Origin of the sequence: [Zimmermannella] faecalis ATCC 13722 (assembly GCF_000381765.1) — a bacterium.
Lineage (GTDB): Bacteria > Actinomycetota > Actinomycetes > Actinomycetales > Microbacteriaceae > Gulosibacter > Gulosibacter faecalis.
The window spans coordinates 86,202-104,942 of the sequence record NZ_KB907083.1 but is presented as its reverse complement, the minus strand read 5'-3'; the positions used below and the strand labels follow the sequence as shown (position 1 = coordinate 104,942).

16 protein-coding genes are annotated in these 18,741 nt (G+C 66.7%); 11 read left to right on the top strand and 5 right to left on the bottom strand.

Features of this window, described 5'->3' with window-relative positions:
- Window positions 1–53 precede the first annotated feature (53 nt).
- A complete protein-coding gene (locus G328_RS0112000) occupies window positions 54–1,007 on the bottom strand; it encodes a glycosyltransferase (RefSeq protein ID WP_019619602.1) in 954 nt (317 codons plus the stop codon).
- Between the two features lie 182 nt (window positions 1,008–1,189).
- Between G328_RS0112000 and G328_RS0111995 the strand changes: the two genes are divergently transcribed.
- From G328_RS0111995 to rfbA, 9 genes are all read left to right on the top strand, one after another.
- Entirely contained in the window at window positions 1,190–2,305 is a 1,116-nt protein-coding gene (locus tag G328_RS0111995) for a glycosyltransferase family 2 protein (RefSeq protein WP_019619601.1), read from the top strand.
- A gap of 108 nt (window positions 2,306–2,413) precedes the next feature.
- Window positions 2,414–3,763, top strand: a complete 1,350-nt coding sequence (locus G328_RS0111990; RefSeq protein WP_040905721.1) for a UDP-glucose dehydrogenase family protein — start codon at window positions 2,414–2,416, stop codon at window positions 3,761–3,763.
- A 90-nt stretch (window positions 3,764–3,853) separates the two neighbouring features.
- Window positions 3,854–4,987 carry a nitroreductase family protein gene (locus tag G328_RS0111985; protein ID WP_019619599.1) on the top strand — a complete coding sequence of 378 codons (1,134 nt, stop codon included), beginning with the start codon at window positions 3,854–3,856 and terminating at the stop codon, window positions 4,985–4,987.
- Between the two features lie 3 nt (window positions 4,988–4,990).
- Window positions 4,991–5,923 carry a lysylphosphatidylglycerol synthase domain-containing protein gene (locus tag G328_RS0111980; protein ID WP_019619598.1) on the top strand — a complete coding sequence of 311 codons (933 nt, stop codon included), beginning with the start codon at window positions 4,991–4,993 and terminating at the stop codon, window positions 5,921–5,923.
- Entirely contained in the window at window positions 5,920–7,152 is a 1,233-nt protein-coding gene (locus G328_RS0111975; RefSeq protein WP_019619597.1) for a polysaccharide pyruvyl transferase family protein, read from the top strand. Before G328_RS0111980 ends, G328_RS0111975 begins: the two co-directional genes overlap by 4 nt.
- Window positions 7,153–7,156: 4 nt before the next feature.
- Entirely contained in the window at window positions 7,157–8,617 is a 1,461-nt protein-coding gene (locus G328_RS0111970; protein WP_154651575.1) for a hypothetical protein, read from the top strand.
- A gap of 4 nt (window positions 8,618–8,621) precedes the next feature.
- Window positions 8,622–10,178, top strand: a complete 1,557-nt coding sequence (locus G328_RS0111965) for a DUF2142 domain-containing protein (protein ID WP_019619595.1) — start codon at window positions 8,622–8,624, stop codon at window positions 10,176–10,178.
- A 41-nt stretch (window positions 10,179–10,219) separates the two neighbouring features.
- Window positions 10,220–10,840 (top strand): dTDP-4-dehydrorhamnose 3,5-epimerase family protein, encoded by a 621-nt coding sequence (locus G328_RS0111960; RefSeq protein ID WP_019619594.1) that lies wholly within the window; start codon window positions 10,220–10,222, stop codon window positions 10,838–10,840.
- Entirely contained in the window at window positions 10,840–11,715 is an 876-nt protein-coding gene (rfbA, locus tag G328_RS0111955; RefSeq protein ID WP_019619593.1) for a glucose-1-phosphate thymidylyltransferase RfbA, read from the top strand. Before G328_RS0111960 ends, rfbA begins: the two co-directional genes overlap by 1 nt.
- 87 nt (window positions 11,716–11,802) lie before the next feature.
- On the opposite strand, the gene G328_RS15325 is transcribed toward rfbA, so the two are convergent.
- The 4 genes from G328_RS15325 to G328_RS0111935 form a co-directional block, all read right to left on the bottom strand.
- The gene (locus tag G328_RS15325) at window positions 11,803–13,902 is read right to left on the bottom strand and encodes an acyltransferase family protein (protein ID WP_019619592.1); all 2,100 of its coding nucleotides are present in this window, start codon (window positions 13,900–13,902) and stop codon (window positions 11,803–11,805) included.
- Between the two features lie 159 nt (window positions 13,903–14,061).
- Window positions 14,062–15,366 carry a glycosyltransferase family 2 protein gene (locus G328_RS16005; RefSeq protein WP_019619591.1) on the bottom strand — a complete coding sequence of 435 codons (1,305 nt, stop codon included), beginning with the start codon at window positions 15,364–15,366 and terminating at the stop codon, window positions 14,062–14,064.
- Window positions 15,367–15,376: 10 nt separating this feature from the next.
- Window positions 15,377–16,606 (bottom strand): ABC transporter ATP-binding protein, encoded by a 1,230-nt coding sequence (locus tag G328_RS0111940; protein ID WP_019619590.1) that lies wholly within the window; start codon window positions 16,604–16,606, stop codon window positions 15,377–15,379.
- Window positions 16,606–17,568 carry an ABC transporter permease gene (locus G328_RS0111935; protein ID WP_019619589.1) on the bottom strand — a complete coding sequence of 321 codons (963 nt, stop codon included), beginning with the start codon at window positions 17,566–17,568 and terminating at the stop codon, window positions 16,606–16,608. The genes G328_RS0111940 and G328_RS0111935 overlap by 1 nt, the downstream gene beginning before the upstream one ends.
- A 114-nt stretch (window positions 17,569–17,682) precedes the next feature.
- Here G328_RS0111935 and G328_RS0111930 point away from each other — a divergent pair, with 114 nt between their 5' ends.
- On the top strand, window positions 17,683–17,907 hold the full coding sequence (locus tag G328_RS0111930; RefSeq protein WP_019619588.1) for a hypothetical protein: 225 nt from the start codon (window positions 17,683–17,685) through the stop codon (window positions 17,905–17,907).
- A 5-nt stretch (window positions 17,908–17,912) separates the two neighbouring features.
- Window positions 17,913–18,722, top strand: a complete 810-nt coding sequence (locus G328_RS15315; protein ID WP_019619587.1) for a rhamnan synthesis F family protein — start codon at window positions 17,913–17,915, stop codon at window positions 18,720–18,722.
- The last annotated feature ends 19 nt before the right edge of the window (window positions 18,723–18,741 follow it).

Here is an 18,741-nt window from a genome sequence, read left to right as displayed (position 1 = left end):
GGACTAAGGTACCGATTTCGGGCGCGCGGCGCCGTTGGGCGGGTCCTGCCGGGCTAGAAGATGCCCAGCACGAAGGTGACCCCGAGCGCGAGTTGATCGCGGCGTCGACGGCGGAACTGCCGCACCCGTCGGGCGAGGCGCAGGCGGCTCACGAAGGTGAGGCGCGCGAGGCGGTCGCGGGTCCACTCGAGCCGCGCGCGCTCCGACGGCGCGGCGACCTCGAGCGCCGCCGCGGTCATCGACTCGGCATTGCGACGGAAGCCGCCGCTCGCGATCGTGCGCAGGCGGTTCGCGTACTGCGCGAGGCTCTCGTTCGCGCCGAGCGCGTTCGCGTCGTGCTGTCGATATTCGACCGAGGGCTCGCCGTCGATGAACCAGCGGCCGCCGCTCGCGCGAATGAGCGCGTAGGCGAGCCAGTCGTGGGCCGCCGTATCGGAGGCCGCCGAGCGCGGGTCGCGCAGGCGCTCCTGCACGAGCTGGAACGCCTCGGGGCGCAGCAGGAAGGTCGAGCCCGGGCCGGCCGACTCGAACACGTAGTCGGCGTCGCGCTGCGGCTGATTCTTCGCGATGAGCTGCCGCAGGCCGTTTTCATCGAACGCGGTGACGTTCGACGAGACGCCGGCGTACGCACCGCGGCCGTCGAGCCCGTCGGCGAGCGAAAGGATGCCGTAGTGGCGCTCGAGCTTGCCCTCGACCCACACGTCGTCTTGGTCGCAGAAGGCGACCGCGTCGAAGCCCGAAACGTCGGCGTCGCGCATGATGCGAAAGAAGTTCGCGGTTGCCGAGCCGAAGACGCCGGGCTCGAGCATGCGCACCCGGCCGGTGTCGCGGGCGGCGTAGCGGCGCAGGATGTCGGTGGTCGCGTCGGTCGAGGCGTCGTCTGACGCGAGCACGTGCACCTCGACGCCGCGCTGCGCGAGCACCGAGTCGAGCTGCTCGGCGAGAAAGTCGGCACCGTTGTGGGTCGTGAGCAGCACGAGGATGCGCGGCGGTGTCGGGTTCGTCATGGGATCTCTCGGGGCGGAAGCCGTCGAGGCGGCGGGAGCTATCGGGGTCGTGACGATCGTAGGGGAGGAGTCCTGGGCGATCGTGAGTTGTGCACAGCGGCGGGCCAGTCAACCGGATCGGCGCCCCGCCGCTACCATCGAGAGGTACTCATCCGATGGCATCCGTCAGGAAAACCCCAGCTATGCGCGTCTTTGTCCAAATTCCGTGCCTCAACGAAGAAGCAACCCTGCCGCTCGTGATCAACTCGATCCCGCGCGAGATTCCGGGTGTCGACGAAGTCGTGATCCTTGTTATCGATGACGGCTCGACCGACCGCACGGTTGAGGTCGCGCGCGAGCTCGGCGTCGAGCACTTCGTGCTGCACGCCCGCAACATGGGCCTCGCCCGCTCGTTCACCGACGGCGTCGACTACGCCCTCTCGCACGGTGCCGACATCGTTGTGAACACCGACGGCGACAACCAGTACCCGCAGGAGCGCATCCCCGACCTCCTCGCCCCCGTCATCGCGGGCGAGGCCGACATCGCGATCGCCGACCGCCAGACCGCGAAGATCGCGCACTTCTCGGCGTTCAAGAAGCAGATGCAGAAGGTGGGCTCCGACGTCGTGAATCGCGCGGCCGGCACGAAGCTGCCCGACGCGGCGTCGGGGTTCCGCGCCTACTCGCGCAACTCGCTGTTCCGGCTCAACGTCGTCACGCAGTTCAGCTACTGCATGGAGACGATCATTCAGGCGGGCAACAAGCGCCTGCGCATCGCCTCGGTACCGGTCGAGACGAACGCGAAGACGCGCGAGTCGCGCCTGTTCAAGAACATCTGGCAGCACATGTTCAAGTCGGGCACCGCGATCACCCGCTCGTTCCTCATGTTTAAGCCGCACGTCGTGCTCGGCACCATCGGCACGATCATGCTCGTGCTCGGGCTCATCCCGTTCGTGCGCTTCCTCATCCTCATGATGCTTGGCACTGCCGGCGGCCACGTGCAATCGCTGCTGTTCGGTTCGGTCATGCTGCTCGCCTCGTTCATGGCGTTTGTCTTGCTCGTAATCGCCGACCTGCAACGCACGAACCGCGTGCTGCTCGAAGACACGCTCGAGCGGGTGAAGCGAGTGCAGCTCGGCGGGCCGAACGTCGCGGGCACGCAGTACACCGTGATCGACCTGCCCGCCGACATCGCCGGCGTCGACGAGGTGCAGCGTTTCCCGCGCACCGACGCGATTCAGCAGATCGTGCAGCCGCACCTCGACCGCGAGCGGCTCGACCGTGAGCGCGCGCAGCAGGATCGCGAAGACCACTACTAGGAACCACTACTCGGAAACTGCGCGTCACGGCAGGGTGATCGACCGCGACGTCACCCCGCTGGCCGGGCGCGCACTCGGGGCAACCGGCCACCGGTATCCTTGGGCATCATGAGCAAACTCTCTGTGATCGGTTGTGGCTATCTCGGTGCGGTGCACGCCGCGAGCATGGCGGAGGTCGGGCACCAGGTCGTCGGCATCGACACCGACGCCGACAAGGTTGCCCTGCTCTCGCAGGGCAAGGCGCCCTTCTACGAGCCCGGCTTCGACGAGCTGCTTCGCCGCAACGTCGAGTCGGGTCGGCTGACGTTCTCGACCGACTTTGCCGACGCCGCCGACGCCGAGATTCACTTCATCGGGGTTGGCACGCCCCAGCGCCGCGACGGCCACGGCGCTGACCTCACCTACGTGCACGCGGCGACGGATGCGCTGCTCGCGGTGCTGCCCGAGGGCGGGGCGACCCCGCCGATCGTCGCGGGCAAGTCGACCGTGCCGGTCGGTACCGCGGCGTCGCTCGCCGAGAAGTTTGCCCCGAAGGGCGCGATCGTCGTCTGGAACCCCGAGTTCCTCCGCGAGGGCTTCGCGGTCGACGACACGCTCCGCCCCGACCGCCTCGTGTACGGGCTGCCCGCCGATCCCGAGCAGGCGAAGTTCGCCGAGTCGAAGCTCGACGAGGCCTACGCGAAGATCCTCTCAGGCGAGACCTACGAGGGGCTCGACTGGACCGAGACCCCGAAGGTGACGACCGACTACGCGACGGCCGAGCTCGTGAAGGTGTCGGCGAACGCGTTCCTCGCAACGAAGATCTCGTTCATCAACGCGATGGCCGAGATCTGCGACGCGACCGGCGGCAACGTCACGACCCTCGCCGAGGCGATCGGCTACGACGACCGCATCGGCAAGAAGTTCCTTCGCGCCGGCGTCGGCTTCGGCGGCGGCTGCCTGCCGAAGGACATCCGCGCTTTCCAGGCGCGCGTCGACGAGCTCGGCCTCGACGACACCCTCGACTTCCTCTCCGACATCGACGAGGTGAACCTGCGCCAGCGCTCGCGCGTCGTCGAGAAGCTCGCGGATGCGCTCGGCGGCAGCGTCGAGGGCCGCACGATCGCGGTGTTCGGCGCCGCGTTCAAGCCCGACAGCGATGACATTCGTGACTCGCCCGCGGTTGACGTCGCACGCCGCCTCGTCGCGGCGGGCGCAACCGTGCGCGTCACCGACCCGAAGGCCGGCCCCACGGTCGCCCGCTTCGCGAGCGATCTGCCGTTCGTCGACTCGATCGACGCGGCGGTCGACGGCGCCGACGCCATCGCGGTGCTCACCGAGTGGCGCGAGTTCCGCGAGCTCGACGCGAAGCAGGTTGCCGAGCGCGCGACCGGTCGCGTCGTCGTCGACGGCCGCAACTGCCTCGACCGCGCGAACTGGGAGTCGGCGGGCTTCACGTACCTGGGTATGGGGCGGTAGCCCGGGGCGTTTCCATGGCCCCGGCGGCGGCGCTGTCGTAGGCTTGAACGTCTGCCATTACGGCAGGGTGAGAAGGAGTACCTCGAACACATGCTCAAGAAGCTGAAATCGACCGTCAAGAATCTGCTCGCGAACCCACAGGTTCGCGCCGTCTACAACGGCACCAACCGGGCCGTGCTCGCGGTCGCCGCCTCGAACCGACTCACCGCGACGATCTACTCGACCGTCGGGTTCGCCACCTTCAATCGTGAGCAGTACGCCGTGCTGCGGGGCCGTAGCCACTACTACCGCGACATCAACCGGCCGCAGCGCAACAACGTCGGCCTGCGCCGCAACATCCACCGCCTCGAAAAGGGCATGGTCATGCAGCCGCGTCGCGACGTGTTCGCGCTCGACTACCTCGGCGAGACCATCGAGTTCCTCGAGGGCGCGCTGAGCCGCCGTAGTGGCTCGGTACGCGTTGACCCGAACGAGGTCGCCTGGGCGACCGACGTGCTGCGCGCGTATTTCGACATGGTCGACCTGAGCAACCCGGTGATCGCCGAGGCGAAAGAACGGTTCGAGAACGTCATCGGCCAGATCGAGCCGGTCGAGGGCATCGACGAGCACCCGGCCGACCGCGCGGTGAGCGACGTCGTGTCGCGCTCGCCGTTCCTCGCCGGGCAGCGCACGAGCCCCGAGGTCACCTACGACCAGATGCTGAACCTCGCCACCCACCGGCGCAGCGTGCGCTGGTTCGAGCAGCGCGAGGTGCCGGTCGAACTGGTCGACAAGGCCCTCGCGGTCGCTCGCCAGTCGCCGACCGCGTGCAACCGGGAGCCGTACGAGTTCAAGATCTTCACCGACCCGGCGCTCGCGCGTGAGGTTGCGGGCATCCCGTTCGGCACGGGCGGCTACTCCGAGCAGGTTCCGGCCATTGCGGTCGTCGTCGGCAAGCTCGAGAGCTACTTCAGCCCGCGCGACCGCCACGCGATCTATGTCGACTCGTCGCTCGCCGCGATGTCGTTCATCTACGGGCTCGAGACCCTCGGCATCAGCAGCACGATCATCAACTGGCCCGACTTCGAGCCGCTCGAGATTCAGATGCAGCGCGCCCTCGGGCTCGACGCGAGCGAGCGCGTGATCATGCTCATCGCGTTCGGCTACGCCGACCCGAACGGCGGCGTGCCGTTCTCGCAGAAGAAGTCGATCGACTCCATCCGCTCGATCAACGCGAAGAAGTAGCCGTTGAAGAAGGCGCTCAAGGTCGCGTCGAAGATCCTGCCCTGGGTCATCATCGTCGCGATCGCGCTGCTGTTCTGGCGCGCGCTGTCGAACAACATCGAGGCGCTGCGCGACGTCGACCTCCACCTCGACTGGTGGCTCGTCGGCGGCACCGTGCTCCTCACCCTCGCCGTCGTCGTCTCAGGCCTGCTCTGGGGACGCCTGCTCGCCCACATGTCGGGCACGCGAGTGTCGACCTCCGACGCCGTGCGCATCCACGCCGCCTCGTGGGTGCTGAAGTACATTCCCGGCCAGGTCGGCTCGGTGCTGAACAAGATCGCCTGGGGCAACAAGGTCGGCCTCAGCAAGAAGACCGTCACGAACTCGTTCATCTACGAGAACGTGCTCATGGTGATCGCGAGCGTGCTGCTCTCGATTCCCGTCGTGTTCATGTTCAGCGACGAGCTGTCGTCGAACGCGGGCCTGTTCCTGCCGCTGCTCGTCGTCGTGCCGATGCTCATCATCTTCTTCCCGAAGGCGTTCTACTGGCTGCTCAACAGGGCGCTCGCGCTCGTGAAGCGTCAGCCCTTCGCCGAGACCGACGTGATTCGGCCCCTGCCGCTCGCCGGGTTCCAGCTCGGGTACCTCATTCCGCGCATCCTCAACGGCATCGGCTTCGTGTTCATCATGGAATCGATGGTGGGGATGCGGCCCGAGTGGGTATTCGGCGTCGCCGCGACCTACATCCTCGCGAGCATCATCGGCATGCTCGCGATCTTCGTGCCCGGCGGCCTCGGGGTGCGCGAGGCGGTCGCTGTCGCGCTCCTCAGCGCGTACATCCCGGTTGCGCAAGCGATCGTCGTAACGTTGGTCGCACGCCTGTGTGCGACCGTGTCGGATGCGCTCGTCGCGCTCATCTACCTCGTACTCAATAAGGGAAGGCTCAAGCAGCAGTGACCTACAACATCGTCATCATTGGCTCTGCCCTCTCGGGCAACAAGGGCGCGGCCGCAATGCTCGAAAGCGCCGTGCAGACCCTCACCGAGGCGCTCGGCGACGTGCGGTTCACCTTGCTGAGCATGTACCCCGAAGAAGACCGCCGCCTCAACCCGTATCCGAACCTCGACATCGTCGACGCCGACCCGATGACGCTCGGCGTGAAGATCAACTCGGCCGCGCTCGCGTACCGCCTCCTGCCGCCGCTGCGGCGCCAGCTGCGCACCTCGTCGCCGGCCGCGCGCGCCCTCGCGAAGGCCGACATTCTGCTCGACCAGGGCGGCATCACCTTTGTTGACGGCCGCGAGAAGTTCCTCATCTACAACGTCGCGAGCATCCTCCCCGCGCTCAACGAGAACGTGCCCGTCTTCAAGTGCGCGCAGGCGCTCGGGCCGTTCGAGAACCCGGCGAACAAGGCCGCCGCGAAGGTGTTCTTGCCGAAGATGGCGAAGATCATCTCGCGCGGCGCGATCACGCAGGAGCACCTCGACGGGCTCGGCCTCAAGAACACCGTGCCGGGCGCCGACTACGCGTTCCTGCTCGAACTCACCGACGACGAGAAGCGCGAGGCCGAGACACAGTTCGACGTGAACTTCTTCGGCGACAAGCCGGTCGTCGGCATCTCGCCGAGCGTCGTCATGCAGAAGAAGATCGACGGCGCCGGGGGTGACTACGTCGGCGAGCTCGCCTCGTTCATGCAGTACCTCATCGGCGAGCGCGGCTACCGTGTCGCGCTGATTCCGCACAGCGTGCGCACCGGCACCGACAAGACCCACAACAACGACCTGCCCATGGTGGGGGAGCTCGCCCAGCGCGTCGGCGCGAGCGATGACCTGCTGTTCATCGACACCGAGATGTCGTCGCAGGGCCTGCGCCACGTCATCGGCCTCTGCGACCTCTTCGTCGCGTCGCGTTTCCACGCGATGGTCTCGTCGCTCGCCATGGCGGTGCCGACCCTCGTGATCGGCTGGAGCCACAAGTACCAAGAGGTGCTCGACATGTTCGGCCTCGCCGAGTGGGCGTTCGGCAAAGACAAGTTCTCGCAGTCGCACCTGCGGTCGGAGTTCGACCGCCTCGTGGCCAACGAGGACGACGTGCGCACGAAGCTCAGCGAGTCGCTGCCGAAGGTGAAGGATCGCTCACGGGTGCAGGTCGACGAGATCGTCAAGATCGTCACCTCTCGCCAATAGCGCCATGAAGTCGGGGGGAGTAGTGGGGCGTCTCGGCGCCCCTCGTGTTGCCGGTGTCGGCGCCGCACTCGTCGTACTCGTGTACCTGGCGGTTGCGACGTATGCCGCGCTCACGCTCCCATTCGAGGGCACGGCAGATGCCAAGGACCACCTCGACTACGTCTATCAGGTCTCGATCGGGCAGCTCCCCGCGCCAGAGGGGCACCCGCTGTTTCCGGATGTGTCGGGGCGACAGTTCGCCTCGGCGCATCCGCCGCTCTACTACGCACTCATGGCGCTGCTCGTGGGCGGGATGCTCCCCGAGCACGTCGCGGAGGCCACGGCGGTCGTGCGACTCGTCAACATCGTGCTCGGTGCCGCCACGATTGTCGTCGTCGCCTGGTTCGGCCACCTCCTCGGCGGCCGCTACCGGGGGCCGCTCGCCGTCGGCATGGCCGCGATCGCCGCGAGCTCGTTCACGATGATTCGCTTCGGCGCTGAGGTCTACAACGACATGCTGCTCGCGCTGCTGTCGAGCCTCGCGCTCGCGCTCACCGCGCACCTCATCCTGCGTCGCCCGAGCTGGTGGGCCGGCGTGGCGATCGTCGTGGTCGCGGCGCTCGGCCTCGGAACGAAGTCGTCGTTTATCGTGCCGCTGGCGGTGTGCGTCGCCGCGCTCGGCATCACCGGGCTGCGATACATCCGCACGCGCGCGTGGCGCACCATGTGGGCGTACGGGGCGATCGCGGTGCTCATGCTCGTCGGCGCAATCGTCGTGAACGCGTGGTTCTACGCGTTCAACTACGAGCGAAGCGGTGACTGGTATCGCTCGAGCCCGAAGGCACCGCTACTTGGCCGCCGGCATCGCAGCACCGTCGAGGTGTTGCTCGACCCCGAGTTCTGGCTCCTCATCGCCCGAGGGTACGTGGGCCGGGGGCTGCCGGAGCGGTTCTCGCACATCGGCACGATCATCGTCGTCGCACTCGCCGCGGTGACCGTCGCGGTCGTCGTGGTGCTCCTTCTGCGCAGGTACCTTCGTCTCGATGCAAACCACGTCACGCTCGTGGCGATGCTTGCGCTGCAGTTGGCCGGTACCTACGCAACCCAGTTGAGCCACGCTAGCGGCTACGGGGCACTCAACTTCCGTTATTTCATGCCCGCGGTGATCGCGGTCTCCCTGCTCCTCGCGTTCGGCTGCGTCGCGCTCGGTAGGTGGGGCGTCGCGGCCCTCGTCGCGGCGTCGTTGATGCTCGGCGCGCTCAACGCGCTGACGTGCACGTACTACGCGATGCATATGCTGGACATTCCAAAGTTCTCGCCGGGCATTCCGCTGCTCATTGCGATGCGCAACGGTCTTGGGCAAGAACCTGTGGTGGCTGCGGTGGCGGTTGCCGCAATTGCCGGCATCGCGCTGCTGGCGCTCACACCGTGGCTGAAATCCGCGCCTCGTGTGCCCGCGCACGTTCCCACAACCAATCAGGAGTAGTCTCTTGCCCGCACCTTCCCCGACGATCGACGAGACCGCAGCCGCGACCTGGCGAAACGACCTGCCGGGTCGGGTCGGTGACTCCGTACGCCGGGCGGCTGACGTCGTGATCAGGGCGGTCGGGTCGAGCGCGTTCTTCTGGCTCGTCATCGTGGCGTTCGCCGCATCGGGCACACTCATTGCGCTGTCGATGAGCCTGTCGATCTACGACGAGCACTGGCACGTTGGCATCATTCGCGCGTACGCCGACCAGTTTGGGCCACGACTGCCGAACGGTGACGCCACCCTGACGCTCGGCGACGTCGAGTACACGGGGTCGTTCCTGTATCACTGGCTGATGTCGTATCCGTACCGCGCGTTCGAGGCGATGTTCGGCGACACCTTCACGACGCTCGCGCTCACGCGCCTTGTCGGGGTCGCGATGGTGACGGGCGGGCTCGTCGTGTGGCGCCACACGTTGCGCCAGGTCATTGCGTCGCGGGCCATCGTCAACGTCGTCATCGGGTTCATGGCGGCGATCCCGCTCATGTCGTTCGTCGCCGCCACGGTGAACTACGACAACCTGCTCTTCCTGCTCGTCGCCGGCTACCTGTACTGGCAGGTGCGACTCGCGAAGAACGACGGCCGCAAGCTCACCGACTGGGTGTGGCTCGCGATGTTCGGCATGCTCGCGTCGATCACGAAGTTCACCTTCGTTCCGGTGTTCGCGGTGCTCGCGGTCTACACCTTCGTGCGGTACCTCGGGTCGCTCATCCGGGCCATTCGCTCGGGGGACGAGCCTGTTCGCTGGCGTCAGTTGATCGTTCCCGGTGCGATCTTCGTGGTCGCGACGGTGATGGCCGTCGACCGATACGTGCGCAACGTCGTGATGTTCGGGTCGGTTGACCCCAACTGTGACCTCGTTGCCAGCCACGACTACTGCATGACCTACGGGGTCTACTCCCGGAATGAGGGCTTCGAAGCGAACGCTGGCGACCCGCTGTCACCGTCGATCGGCGGCGCACTCACGACCTTCTTTGACGGCTGGCTGCCGGGCGTCACCGGCACGCTCAGCTGGATCGGCGTTCGCACGACCGACGGTGCGGTGCTCGACACGTTTGGCGGCTCACTGACCCGCGATCTGCTGTTCATCACGACCGTGCTCGTCGTTGCGCTCGCGCTCGTGCTCGGCCGAGCGCTGCCCGAGCGCTACCGCTGGCCGATCTGGCTCTCGCTCGGCGTGCACACGGCGGCACTGTTCTACCTCAACTACTCGAACCTCTTGAAGTACGGGCTGCTCTACGCGTATTCGTCGCGCTACTTCTTCCCGTACCTGCCCGCGCTCATCGTCCTCGCCGTCGCGGGGCTTGCGGCGGCACTCGTCAAGCTCGATCCGCGCAACGGTCGCGTTGTTGCCGTGGTGCTCTTCGGCATTGCGCTCGTGTGGATGACCCAGGGCGCCGGGCCGATCACCTACCTCGCGGCGGTCGAAACGACGTGGCTGCACCCCGACTCGCCGATTCAGGAACTCGTCATGTGGTTGGCAAAGGCAGGCGACCGGCTCATGGTGCTCGGGCACTAACCTGCAGAATGCGTGCCCGGCGAGACTCTAGACTTGCGGCCATGGAGATTCGCGAACTCAGCATCCCCGGTACGTTCGAAATCACGCCGAAGCAGTTTCCCGACGAGCGCGGCGTGTTCTTCGAGTACTACCGGTTCGACAAGCTCGAAGAGGCCGTTGGCCACCCCCTTGACCTGAAGCAGGCGAACACCTCGGTCTCGAAGCGCGGCACCGTACGCGGCATTCACTTTGCGGATGTGCCGCCGAGCCAGGCGAAGTACGTCGCCTGCCAGCGCGGCGCCGTCATCGACTTCGTCATCGACATTCGCGTGGGCTCGCCCACGTTTGGCAAGTGGGACAGCGTGCGCCTCGACGACGTCGACCGCCGCGCTATCTACATTCCCGAGGGCTTCGGGCACTGCTTCGTCGCGCTCGAGGACGACACAACCGTGAGCTACCTCTGCTCGTCGACGTACGCCCCGGGCCGTGAGCACGGCGTCAACCCGCTGTGCAAGACCGTCGGGCTCGACTTCGGGCTGCCCGAGTCGGAGCTGCTCCTGTCGCCGAAGGACACCGACGCCCCGGGCCTGCTCGAGGCGAAGGAGCAGGGCATCCTGCCCGACTACGACGAGTGCCTGAAGTTCTACGAGCAGCTGAACGCCGGCCACAAGGAGGCCAACTAATGAAGGGCATCATTCTCGCCGGTGGCTCGGGCACGCGCCTGTGGCCGATCACCAAGGGCATCTCGAAGCAGCTGATGCCGATCTACGACAAGCCGATGATCTACTACCCGCTGTCGACGCTCATGATGGCCGACATCAACGAGATCCTGATCATCACGACCCCCGAGTACAACAGCCAGTTCCAGGCGCTGTTCGGCGACGGCTCGCACCTCGGCATTCGCATCGAGTACGCCGAGCAACCCTCGCCCGACGGGCTCGCGCAGGCGTTCATCATCGGTGAAGAGTTCATCGGCGACGACTCGGTTGCCCTCGTGCTCGGCGACAACATCTTCCACGGCACGGGCCTCGGCTCGTCGTTGCGCGCCCACGGCGAGGTCGATGGCGGCCTCATCTTCGCGTATCAGGTCGCTGACCCGACCGCGTACGGCGTCGTTGAGTTCGACGACGACATGAAGGCGCTCTCGATCGAAGAGAAGCCGAAGCAGCCGAAGTCGAACTACGCCGTGCCCGGCCTCTACTTCTACGACAACGACGTGGTCGAGGTCGCGAAGCACGTCGAGCCCTCTGACCGCGGCGAGCTCGAGATCTCGTCGATCAACGCCGAGTACCTCGAGCGCGGCAAGCTGCAGGTGCACGTGCTCGACCGCGGCACGGCGTGGCTCGACACCGGCACGTTCGAGTCGATGATGCAGGCGTCGGAGTACGTCAAGGTCATCGAAGACCGCCAGGGCCTCAAACTCGGCTGCATTGAGGAGATCGCCTGGCGCGCTGAGTGGATTACCTCGGAGCAGCTCGCGGAGCTCGCCGAACCCCTGAAGAAGTCGGGCTACGGCCGCTACCTCCAGCACCTGCTCGAGGTCGAATCGAACGGCTAGTGAACCGCAAATCGCCCTAGCACACCGGTGCTGGGGCGAGTGGAGCTGGCGCGTGGCCCGGCCGCATCCTGCGGCCGGGCCACGCGCTTAACTATTGAGGTCTTCGACGACGTCGCCGTCGCCCGCACGGTCCTCGTAGGCGCCCTCGTACGGGTCGGCCGGCCACCAGTCGGCATCCTCGCGGATCGACTCTGAGAACGGTCCGGCGAGCGTGCGAATGAACGTCTGCGTCATGTGGTTGTCGTCGAGGTAGGTGACGACCCCACCGACGACCGGTCGGCACACGCCCTCGGGGCAGATCGACTGCGTGAGGTCGACCCAGGTGCCGCCTGCCTCCTCGATCGAGGCGATGTATCCATCACTGGGCGGGTCGGGCACGGTGTAGGTGCACTCGCTCGAGTCGACGCCGTGCTGCTGCGCGCACTCCGACATTGAGAACCCGATGCGGGGATTGTCGCGCAGCACCGCGATCGTCGTGTCGGGGGAGGCCGCCTTGCGCTCGGCGATCCAGCCGACCAGCTCATCCATCGTTTCATTGCCCTCGGTCTGCGAGAGGCTGCCGAAGAGTACGACGAGGTCGGGTTGCTGCTCGTCGATGTAGCTCGTCGCCTGCTCCCACATGTCGGCGCACGCCTCGCCGATGTTCTCGCGAATGTGGAAGTAACACGCGGGAGCAACCTGCGCCCGGAACCCCCACTCCGGGTTCCGATTCACGCTCTCGAGCACTGAGGCGCTGAACTGGGTGGCGTGCGAGCTGCCAAGCACCAGGACATTTCGCTCGGCCTCGCCGCCGCTGACGGGCGGGATCTCGTAGCAGAGGCCCGCGTTGTACGGATCGTCTTCGGCGCAGTCCGCGCCGAGGGAGGTCCAGTCATCCTGCGCGACGCTCCAGGCGGGAACCGGGTCGCCCTCGGTCACGAGGCCGGGGTTATTCGCGCCAATCGTCGAGTAGTCGAGCTCGTCGAGGGCGGCGAGGTCGGTGGTGCTCTGTGCGCGCTGAATCTGCTGCAGTGTCACGGCCGGCACGAGCGCGATGACGGCGCTGAGGATGATCGTGACGGCGGCGCGGGACGTGAGGCGGCGAGTTCTGGCGCGAGGCTCCAGCTGGCGCCGCGGCGGCCGGTTGACCCACTTCTGGCTCGGGAGGTCGACGAGGCGGGTAATTGCGACCGCCAGCGCGCCCGAGATGATGAGGATGAGCAGCCCGAGCCAGAAGCCCGCGTGTGACCGACCGGAAACCCACAGCGCGATGACGAGCACTGGCCAGTGGGTGAGGTAGAGCGCGTAGGTGTACTCGCCGAGCTTGTTGAGCACCCCGCGGGCGAGGATGCTGTCGGCGCCAAACCGGGTCGGCTCACCTGCCGACACGATGATCAGGGCGGCGCTCAGTACCGGCCAGAGGGCGGCGACACCGGGGAAGCTCGACTCGACGGGAAGCACGAAGCCGCAGGTCACCATACCGACGAAGCCGAACCAGCTCGCGCCAATGCGGAACCACCGCGCGGGGCGCAGCCACGGCTGCACGACGGCGAGCAGCGACCCTGCACCAAACTCCCACAGGCGTGCCCACGTGTCGAAGTAGGCGATGGTCTGCGTCGTCGAGGTGAGGTAGACCGAGTACGCGAACGACGCGACCGTGATCAACGAGAACGCGATGAAAAAGAGTCGGCGAGGCGGAATCTTGAGCGCGCGGGCGGCGAGGTCGCCGAGGCAGTGGAGGATCGCCCAGATGACGAACACCTGCCCCTGAATCGAGAGCGACCAGAAGTGCTGGAACGGGCTCGCCGTCGAGTGGTCGGCGTTGAAGTAGTCGACGGCCGCCGCCTGCAGGCGGAAGTTCTCGAAGTAACCGAGCGAGCCGAGGGCATCGCCGGCGGCCCCGCGCCACGTGTCGGCCGGCATGAAGACGAAGACGCCGATGAGGATGACCATGATCGCGATCGCCGTCGCGGGGAGCAACCGCGAGAACTTGCGAATAAGAAAGACGACCGGCTGCGTGATCGAGCCCGCCTCGGCCTTCGCCACGAGTGATCGCGTCATGAGGTACGACGACACGAGCAGGAAGATGTCGACGCCACCCGAGACCCGGCCGAACCAGATGTGGAAAACCGCGACGAGCAGGAGCGCGACCGTGCGCACTCCCTGCACCTCGGGGATGTAGCCCGAGGTCTTCGGCGTCGATCTCATCGAGCCGGATCGTCCGGACGATGGCGTGCTGGTGGCTGAACGAGACGTGATGTTGCTGCTTTCGCTCGAAGGGGTCGATTGCTGCACAAACTCACGATTCTATCGTCTCTTGGCCAGTGGCGTGAGGTTCGGCGCCGTTGCCGAGCCACGGGAGCGCTGTCAGCGACCCTTTCGGAGCATCCCCTTGACCCGTCGCACTGGTGCGAGCGCGAGGTCGCGAATTCGGCCGAGCGTGTGCCGGCGCTGGCCCCGAGCCGGCGTGAACGCGAGCATCGCGGCCTTCGTGACGGGGTGGCTCGAGAAGCGCGCGACGTACGCATTGAGGTCGTCGATGGTCGCGTTCGCGTTGCGCAGGCGGGCGGCGAGGGAGTCGCGCTCCGCGGCGACCCGCTCGAGCTCGGCTCGCGTCGCGGTGAGCGCTTCGTCGGCCGCCTCTCGGGCGCCGAGCTGCACGAAGAACTCGTGCTGCTGATACTTCTCGTCGGCGCGGGCCGCAGCCGCCTCGACGACGTACGAGCCAATCGTCGCGAAGCGATCGCGAGCCTCAGCCACGTGCTCGAGGGCGACGGGCTCCGCGAGCGCCTCGGCGAGGCGGTCGGGCAGCAGGGCGCCGTCTTCGGCAAGTGCCGCAACGGCGTCGCGCACGCGGGTGTCGAGGGCGAAGCCCGCCGGGGCCGACTCGGCCTCGAGATCGGGGTGTCGGGCGACGTGGAAGGGCAGGAGGTCGCCCGCCTCGAGCCAGGTCGCGTCGCGCATGACGTGGTGGCGCGGCGATGGCGTCTTGTCGGAGTTGCGGTAGCCCTCGGCGGTCAACTCGACGCGGTGCCGGTACTGGTTCCAGGTGCGGTACGGGTAGTGGAGCACCGTGAGGCGAGACGTCGCCGGAATCTCGGTGGCCGGGGTGAGCGGCAGGTTCGTGAAGTGGTTGCCCTGCGCGACCTCGACGTCGGCCGCGCCGCGGTGCACGCAGTCGGCCGTCGGGTGGTCGTGGAGCCCCACGGCGTTCAGCTCAGCGAGGTCGCGCTCGTCGCGCCATACGTGCCCCTTCACTGCGGAGCCCGCGGCGAGCGGGGTGCCGAACATGTTCCGCACCGGCGCCGTGAAGCTCACGACGTCGTCGCCAAGGCCGCGCAGGGCTTCGGCGACCGTGCGGCCCGAGTCGGCGACCCAGAACTCGTCGGCATCGGCGTTGATGACCCACGCCGCGCCGTATTCCTCGTAAGCGCGACGCGCCATGTGGGTGACGACTTCCGACTGCTGCTTTTCGTGCCGTGGGTCGTCGTGCAGCTCGATCGCGCCCGCCGCCTCGTACTCGGCGAGGATCTCGCGCGTGCCATCGACCGACGCGTTGTCGGTGACGATGATGCGGTCGATCCCCTGCGCGAGGTGGTGCTCGAGCATGGCCGCGATGATGTCGGCCTCGTCACGCACCATGAGGGTCATGATGATGGGGTCGGGACGCATGGGCGGCCTCCTAGTCAATGGATGCGGTTGCCGGGGTGTACATGAGGCCGGTGCTGCGATCGTCACTCGCCGCGACGAACGAGGCGGCGTTATCGACACGCGAGATTTCCGCGTCGCTCGCGTCGTACAGGGCCGCGGTGAGGGTGTACTCCTGGTGGGGCAGCGTCATGTTCGGGAGCGCGAACTTCAGGGTGTGCTGGCCCGCCGGCAGGGTCGTCCCCGCAAGGCCCGCGCGCCGAGCGCTCGTCATGAGCGCCATCTGCTGGATCGCGTTCGTCACCGTGAGGCCCAGGTTCCAGTTCGGAATGTCGGCCGCCACGTCGAGGTCGACCTCGACATGGAGGTCATCGCCGGGGCGCAGCTCGTCGCCCGGGAGCACCGCGCGGATCGCGGTGATCTGGCCCAGGCGCTGTCGGGCCGCATCGGCCTCGTCGAGGCGACGTTCGCGGGCGAGCCGCTCCTTGATCTTGTCGGCCTCGCCGAGGCTCTCAAAGCCCGAGCGGAGAATCTCGACGGCCTCCTCGGGGGCGCCATCAAACACGACATTGCCGTGGCCGAGTACGAGTGCGCGGGTGCAGAACTCGGTGATCTGCGAGAGGGTGTGCGTCACCATGATGATGGTGCGCCCCTCCTCTTGGAACGAGCGGATCTTGTCGAGGCACTTCTGCTGGAACGCCTCGTCACCCACTGCGAGCACCTCGTCGACGAGCAGAATGTCGGGGTCGACGTGCACCGCGACGGCGAACGCGAGGCGCACGTACATGCCCGACGAGTAGAACTTCACCTGGGTATCGATGAACTGCTCGATGCCCGAGAACGCGACGATTTCGTCGAAGTACTCGTCGGTCTGCTCCTTCGAGAGGCCGAGAATCGACGCGTTGAGGTAGATGTTCTCGCGGCCCGTGAGGTCCTGGTGGAACCCAGCGCCGAGCTCGAGGAGGGCGGCGATGCGGCCCCGGTGGAGCACTTCGCCGTCGGAGGGGGCGAGGATTCCGCCGATGATCTTCAGCAGCGTCGACTTGCCCGAACCGTTCGGGCCAATGAGGCCGATCGTGTTCCCCGACTTGATGTCGATCGAGACGTTGCGAAGCGCCCAGAAGTCTTCGGCGTGTTCCCGCGTGCGGCGCGGGTGCAGCACCCGGTCTTTGATCGACTTGTCTTGGTGAATGACGAAGCGCTTCGACACTTCCTTGACGGCGATCACGGTCGGGCTGTCTTGCATGGTGTTCTCGATGGTCATTACAGCTCCTGGGCGAAGTTGCCCTGCAGGCGCGCGAAGATGCGCTGCGCGATGAAGACGAGCACGAGGCCGATCACGCCGGCGATGAGCATCCGCAGCTCGAAGTTCTCGGGATGCACGAACGTCGGGTCTTGGCCCGCGGCCGGAAGCGGGAGGCCCGGCTCCCAGAATGCCGCCTGGAATCCGATGACGGCGAGCGTGAGGGGGTTGTTCACGTACACCTCGACGAGCCACTGCGGCCAGCCAAACTCGCCGAACGCGGTGCCGACGAACGTCCACGAGTAGACGATGGGGGAGGCCCACATCATGAGCATGACGACGACCTCGACGAGGTACTGCACGTCGCGCAGGTACACGTTCATCGCCGACAGTGCGAGGCCGATCGCGAGCGTGTAGATCACGACGATGGCGACGGCGGCGAGGGCGTAGAGCAGCTGCCAGCCGAACAGGAAGGTGCCGGTGAGCAGGCAGGCCGCGAGCAGCACGATGAGCTGCAGCGCGAAGTTGAAGAATGCCGAGCCGATGCCCGCGAGCGGGAAAATCTCGCGTGGCAGGTAGACCTTCTTCACGAGGCCCGAATTGCCAACGATCGAGCCGGTCATGAGCATGAGCATCTCGCTCGCGAGGCCGTAGATCGTGAGGCCCGAGAAGATAAACACCGCGAACTCGGGGATCGACCGTGCGGCACCGAGGAAGTGCCCGAGCACGAGGTAGTACACGAGCAGCTGCGTCAGGGGCCGAACGAGGCCCCAGAGGAAGCCGAGCGCCGAATCCTTATACCGCGCCTTGATCTCGCGGGCGACGAGCAGGCCGAGCATTTCGCGGCGCTGCCAGATCTGCCCGACCGAATGCGCGAATCCGGCGAACAGCTTGCCTTGCGCACCGGTGGGTTTCAGTGGCAGCGCGGCCAGGCGAGCATTCCGCTCGATCGTGGCCTGCTGCGCCTCATCAAATTGATCCATAGAAGTTTCGTTTTCGATTGACGCGATGATGTCGCGCACGCTGACTGCGAGTCTACCGAGGCGTGTGCTCGTAAACTTGTGGCCACGCATGCCCGAGAGAGAGTGACAGTACAGGTGTCTACCCAAGAAGCAGAAACCGAGCGTCTTCGCGGCGAGCTGCAGGCGGCCCGGCTCACCATCACCGAGCTCGAGCGTCGAGTGAGCACCCTGGAGCGCCGCGTCGCCGCCGAGCAGGCGAGCGCCGCGCACTTCGCTCAGCAGGTGCAGGATCTGCGCAACTCGCGCTCGTGGCAGGTCACCGTGCCGCTGCGCGCTGCGATGCGCCGGGGCCGAGGCTAGCCCGCGTGCGCAGCGTCTTCTACGAAACGCTCCGTCCGCAACTGCGGTGGGAGACCGAAACGCGAGTGCCCGAGCATCCCGACCGCGTGGCCGTGATCGCGCACTGGGCACTCGACTCGCGCGTCTCGCCCTCGTTTGAGGCACTCGTGCGCGCGGTCATGGAGCGCGGCTACTTCGTGCTCATCTCGAGCGCCTGCAGCGACCCGGCTCCCCTCGACTTCCGCGAGCCACTGCCGCAACCCGCGGCGATCCTGCGCAAGCCAAATATCGGGTACGACTTCGGCAGCTGGGCCGCCGCGTTCCTCAGCCAGCCGCAGGTATTCGAAGCCAACCGTGTGCTCCAGGTGAACGACTCGCTGCTCGGCCCCTTTGGGTCGATCGACGGCGTGCTTGACGACTTCGAGGCCGATCGGGGCGATCTGTGGGGCCTCGTGCGCAACCATCAGATGGGCAGCCACCTCCAGAGCTACTTCATCGGCTACACGCCGTCGGTGCTGCGCTCGCGGACGTTCCGGGACTTCTGGGCATCGGTGCGAGTCGAGCCCACGAAGGCCGACATCATTCGGCGCTACGAATATGGGCTTTCGCGGCGGATGTACAACGAGGGCTTCGTCGCCGCCGCGTACCTCGAGCCGCAGCTCGTCGGCGACGCGCAGCTCAACCCCATGATCACGGCCTGGGGCGACGTGCTTCGAGCCGGTGTGCCGTTCCTCAAGCGCGAGCTCATCACCTCGCCGTCGGTCGTCGCCGAGGGCGAGCGCATCCCCGAGCGGCTGCGCAAGGAATTCCACATTGACATCGAGAATTGGCTCTAGCCGATTCGCGACAGAGTAA

Coding starts and splice junctions, on each gene's coding strand:
- G328_RS0112000 (WP_019619602.1), bottom strand. CDS start 1,007: ATGACGAACCCGACACCGCCGCGCATCCTCGTGCTGCTCACGACCCAC.
- G328_RS0111995 (WP_019619601.1), top strand. CDS start 1,190: ATGCGCGTCTTTGTCCAAATTCCGTGCCTCAACGAAGAAGCAACCCTG.
- G328_RS0111990 (WP_040905721.1), top strand. CDS start 2,414: ATGAGCAAACTCTCTGTGATCGGTTGTGGCTATCTCGGTGCGGTGCAC.
- G328_RS0111985 (WP_019619599.1), top strand. CDS start 3,854: ATGCTCAAGAAGCTGAAATCGACCGTCAAGAATCTGCTCGCGAACCCA.
- G328_RS0111970 (WP_154651575.1), top strand. CDS start 7,157: ATGAAGTCGGGGGGAGTAGTGGGGCGTCTCGGCGCCCCTCGTGTTGCC.
- G328_RS0111960 (WP_019619594.1), top strand. CDS start 10,220: ATGGAGATTCGCGAACTCAGCATCCCCGGTACGTTCGAAATCACGCCG.
- rfbA (WP_019619593.1), top strand. CDS start 10,840: ATGAAGGGCATCATTCTCGCCGGTGGCTCGGGCACGCGCCTGTGGCCG.
- G328_RS15325 (WP_019619592.1), bottom strand. CDS start 13,902: ATGAGATCGACGCCGAAGACCTCGGGCTACATCCCCGAGGTGCAGGGA.
- G328_RS16005 (WP_019619591.1), bottom strand. CDS start 15,366: ATGCGTCCCGACCCCATCATCATGACCCTCATGGTGCGTGACGAGGCC.
- G328_RS0111940 (WP_019619590.1), bottom strand. CDS start 16,606: ATGACCATCGAGAACACCATGCAAGACAGCCCGACCGTGATCGCCGTC.
- G328_RS0111935 (WP_019619589.1), bottom strand. CDS start 17,568: ATGGATCAATTTGATGAGGCGCAGCAGGCCACGATCGAGCGGAATGCT.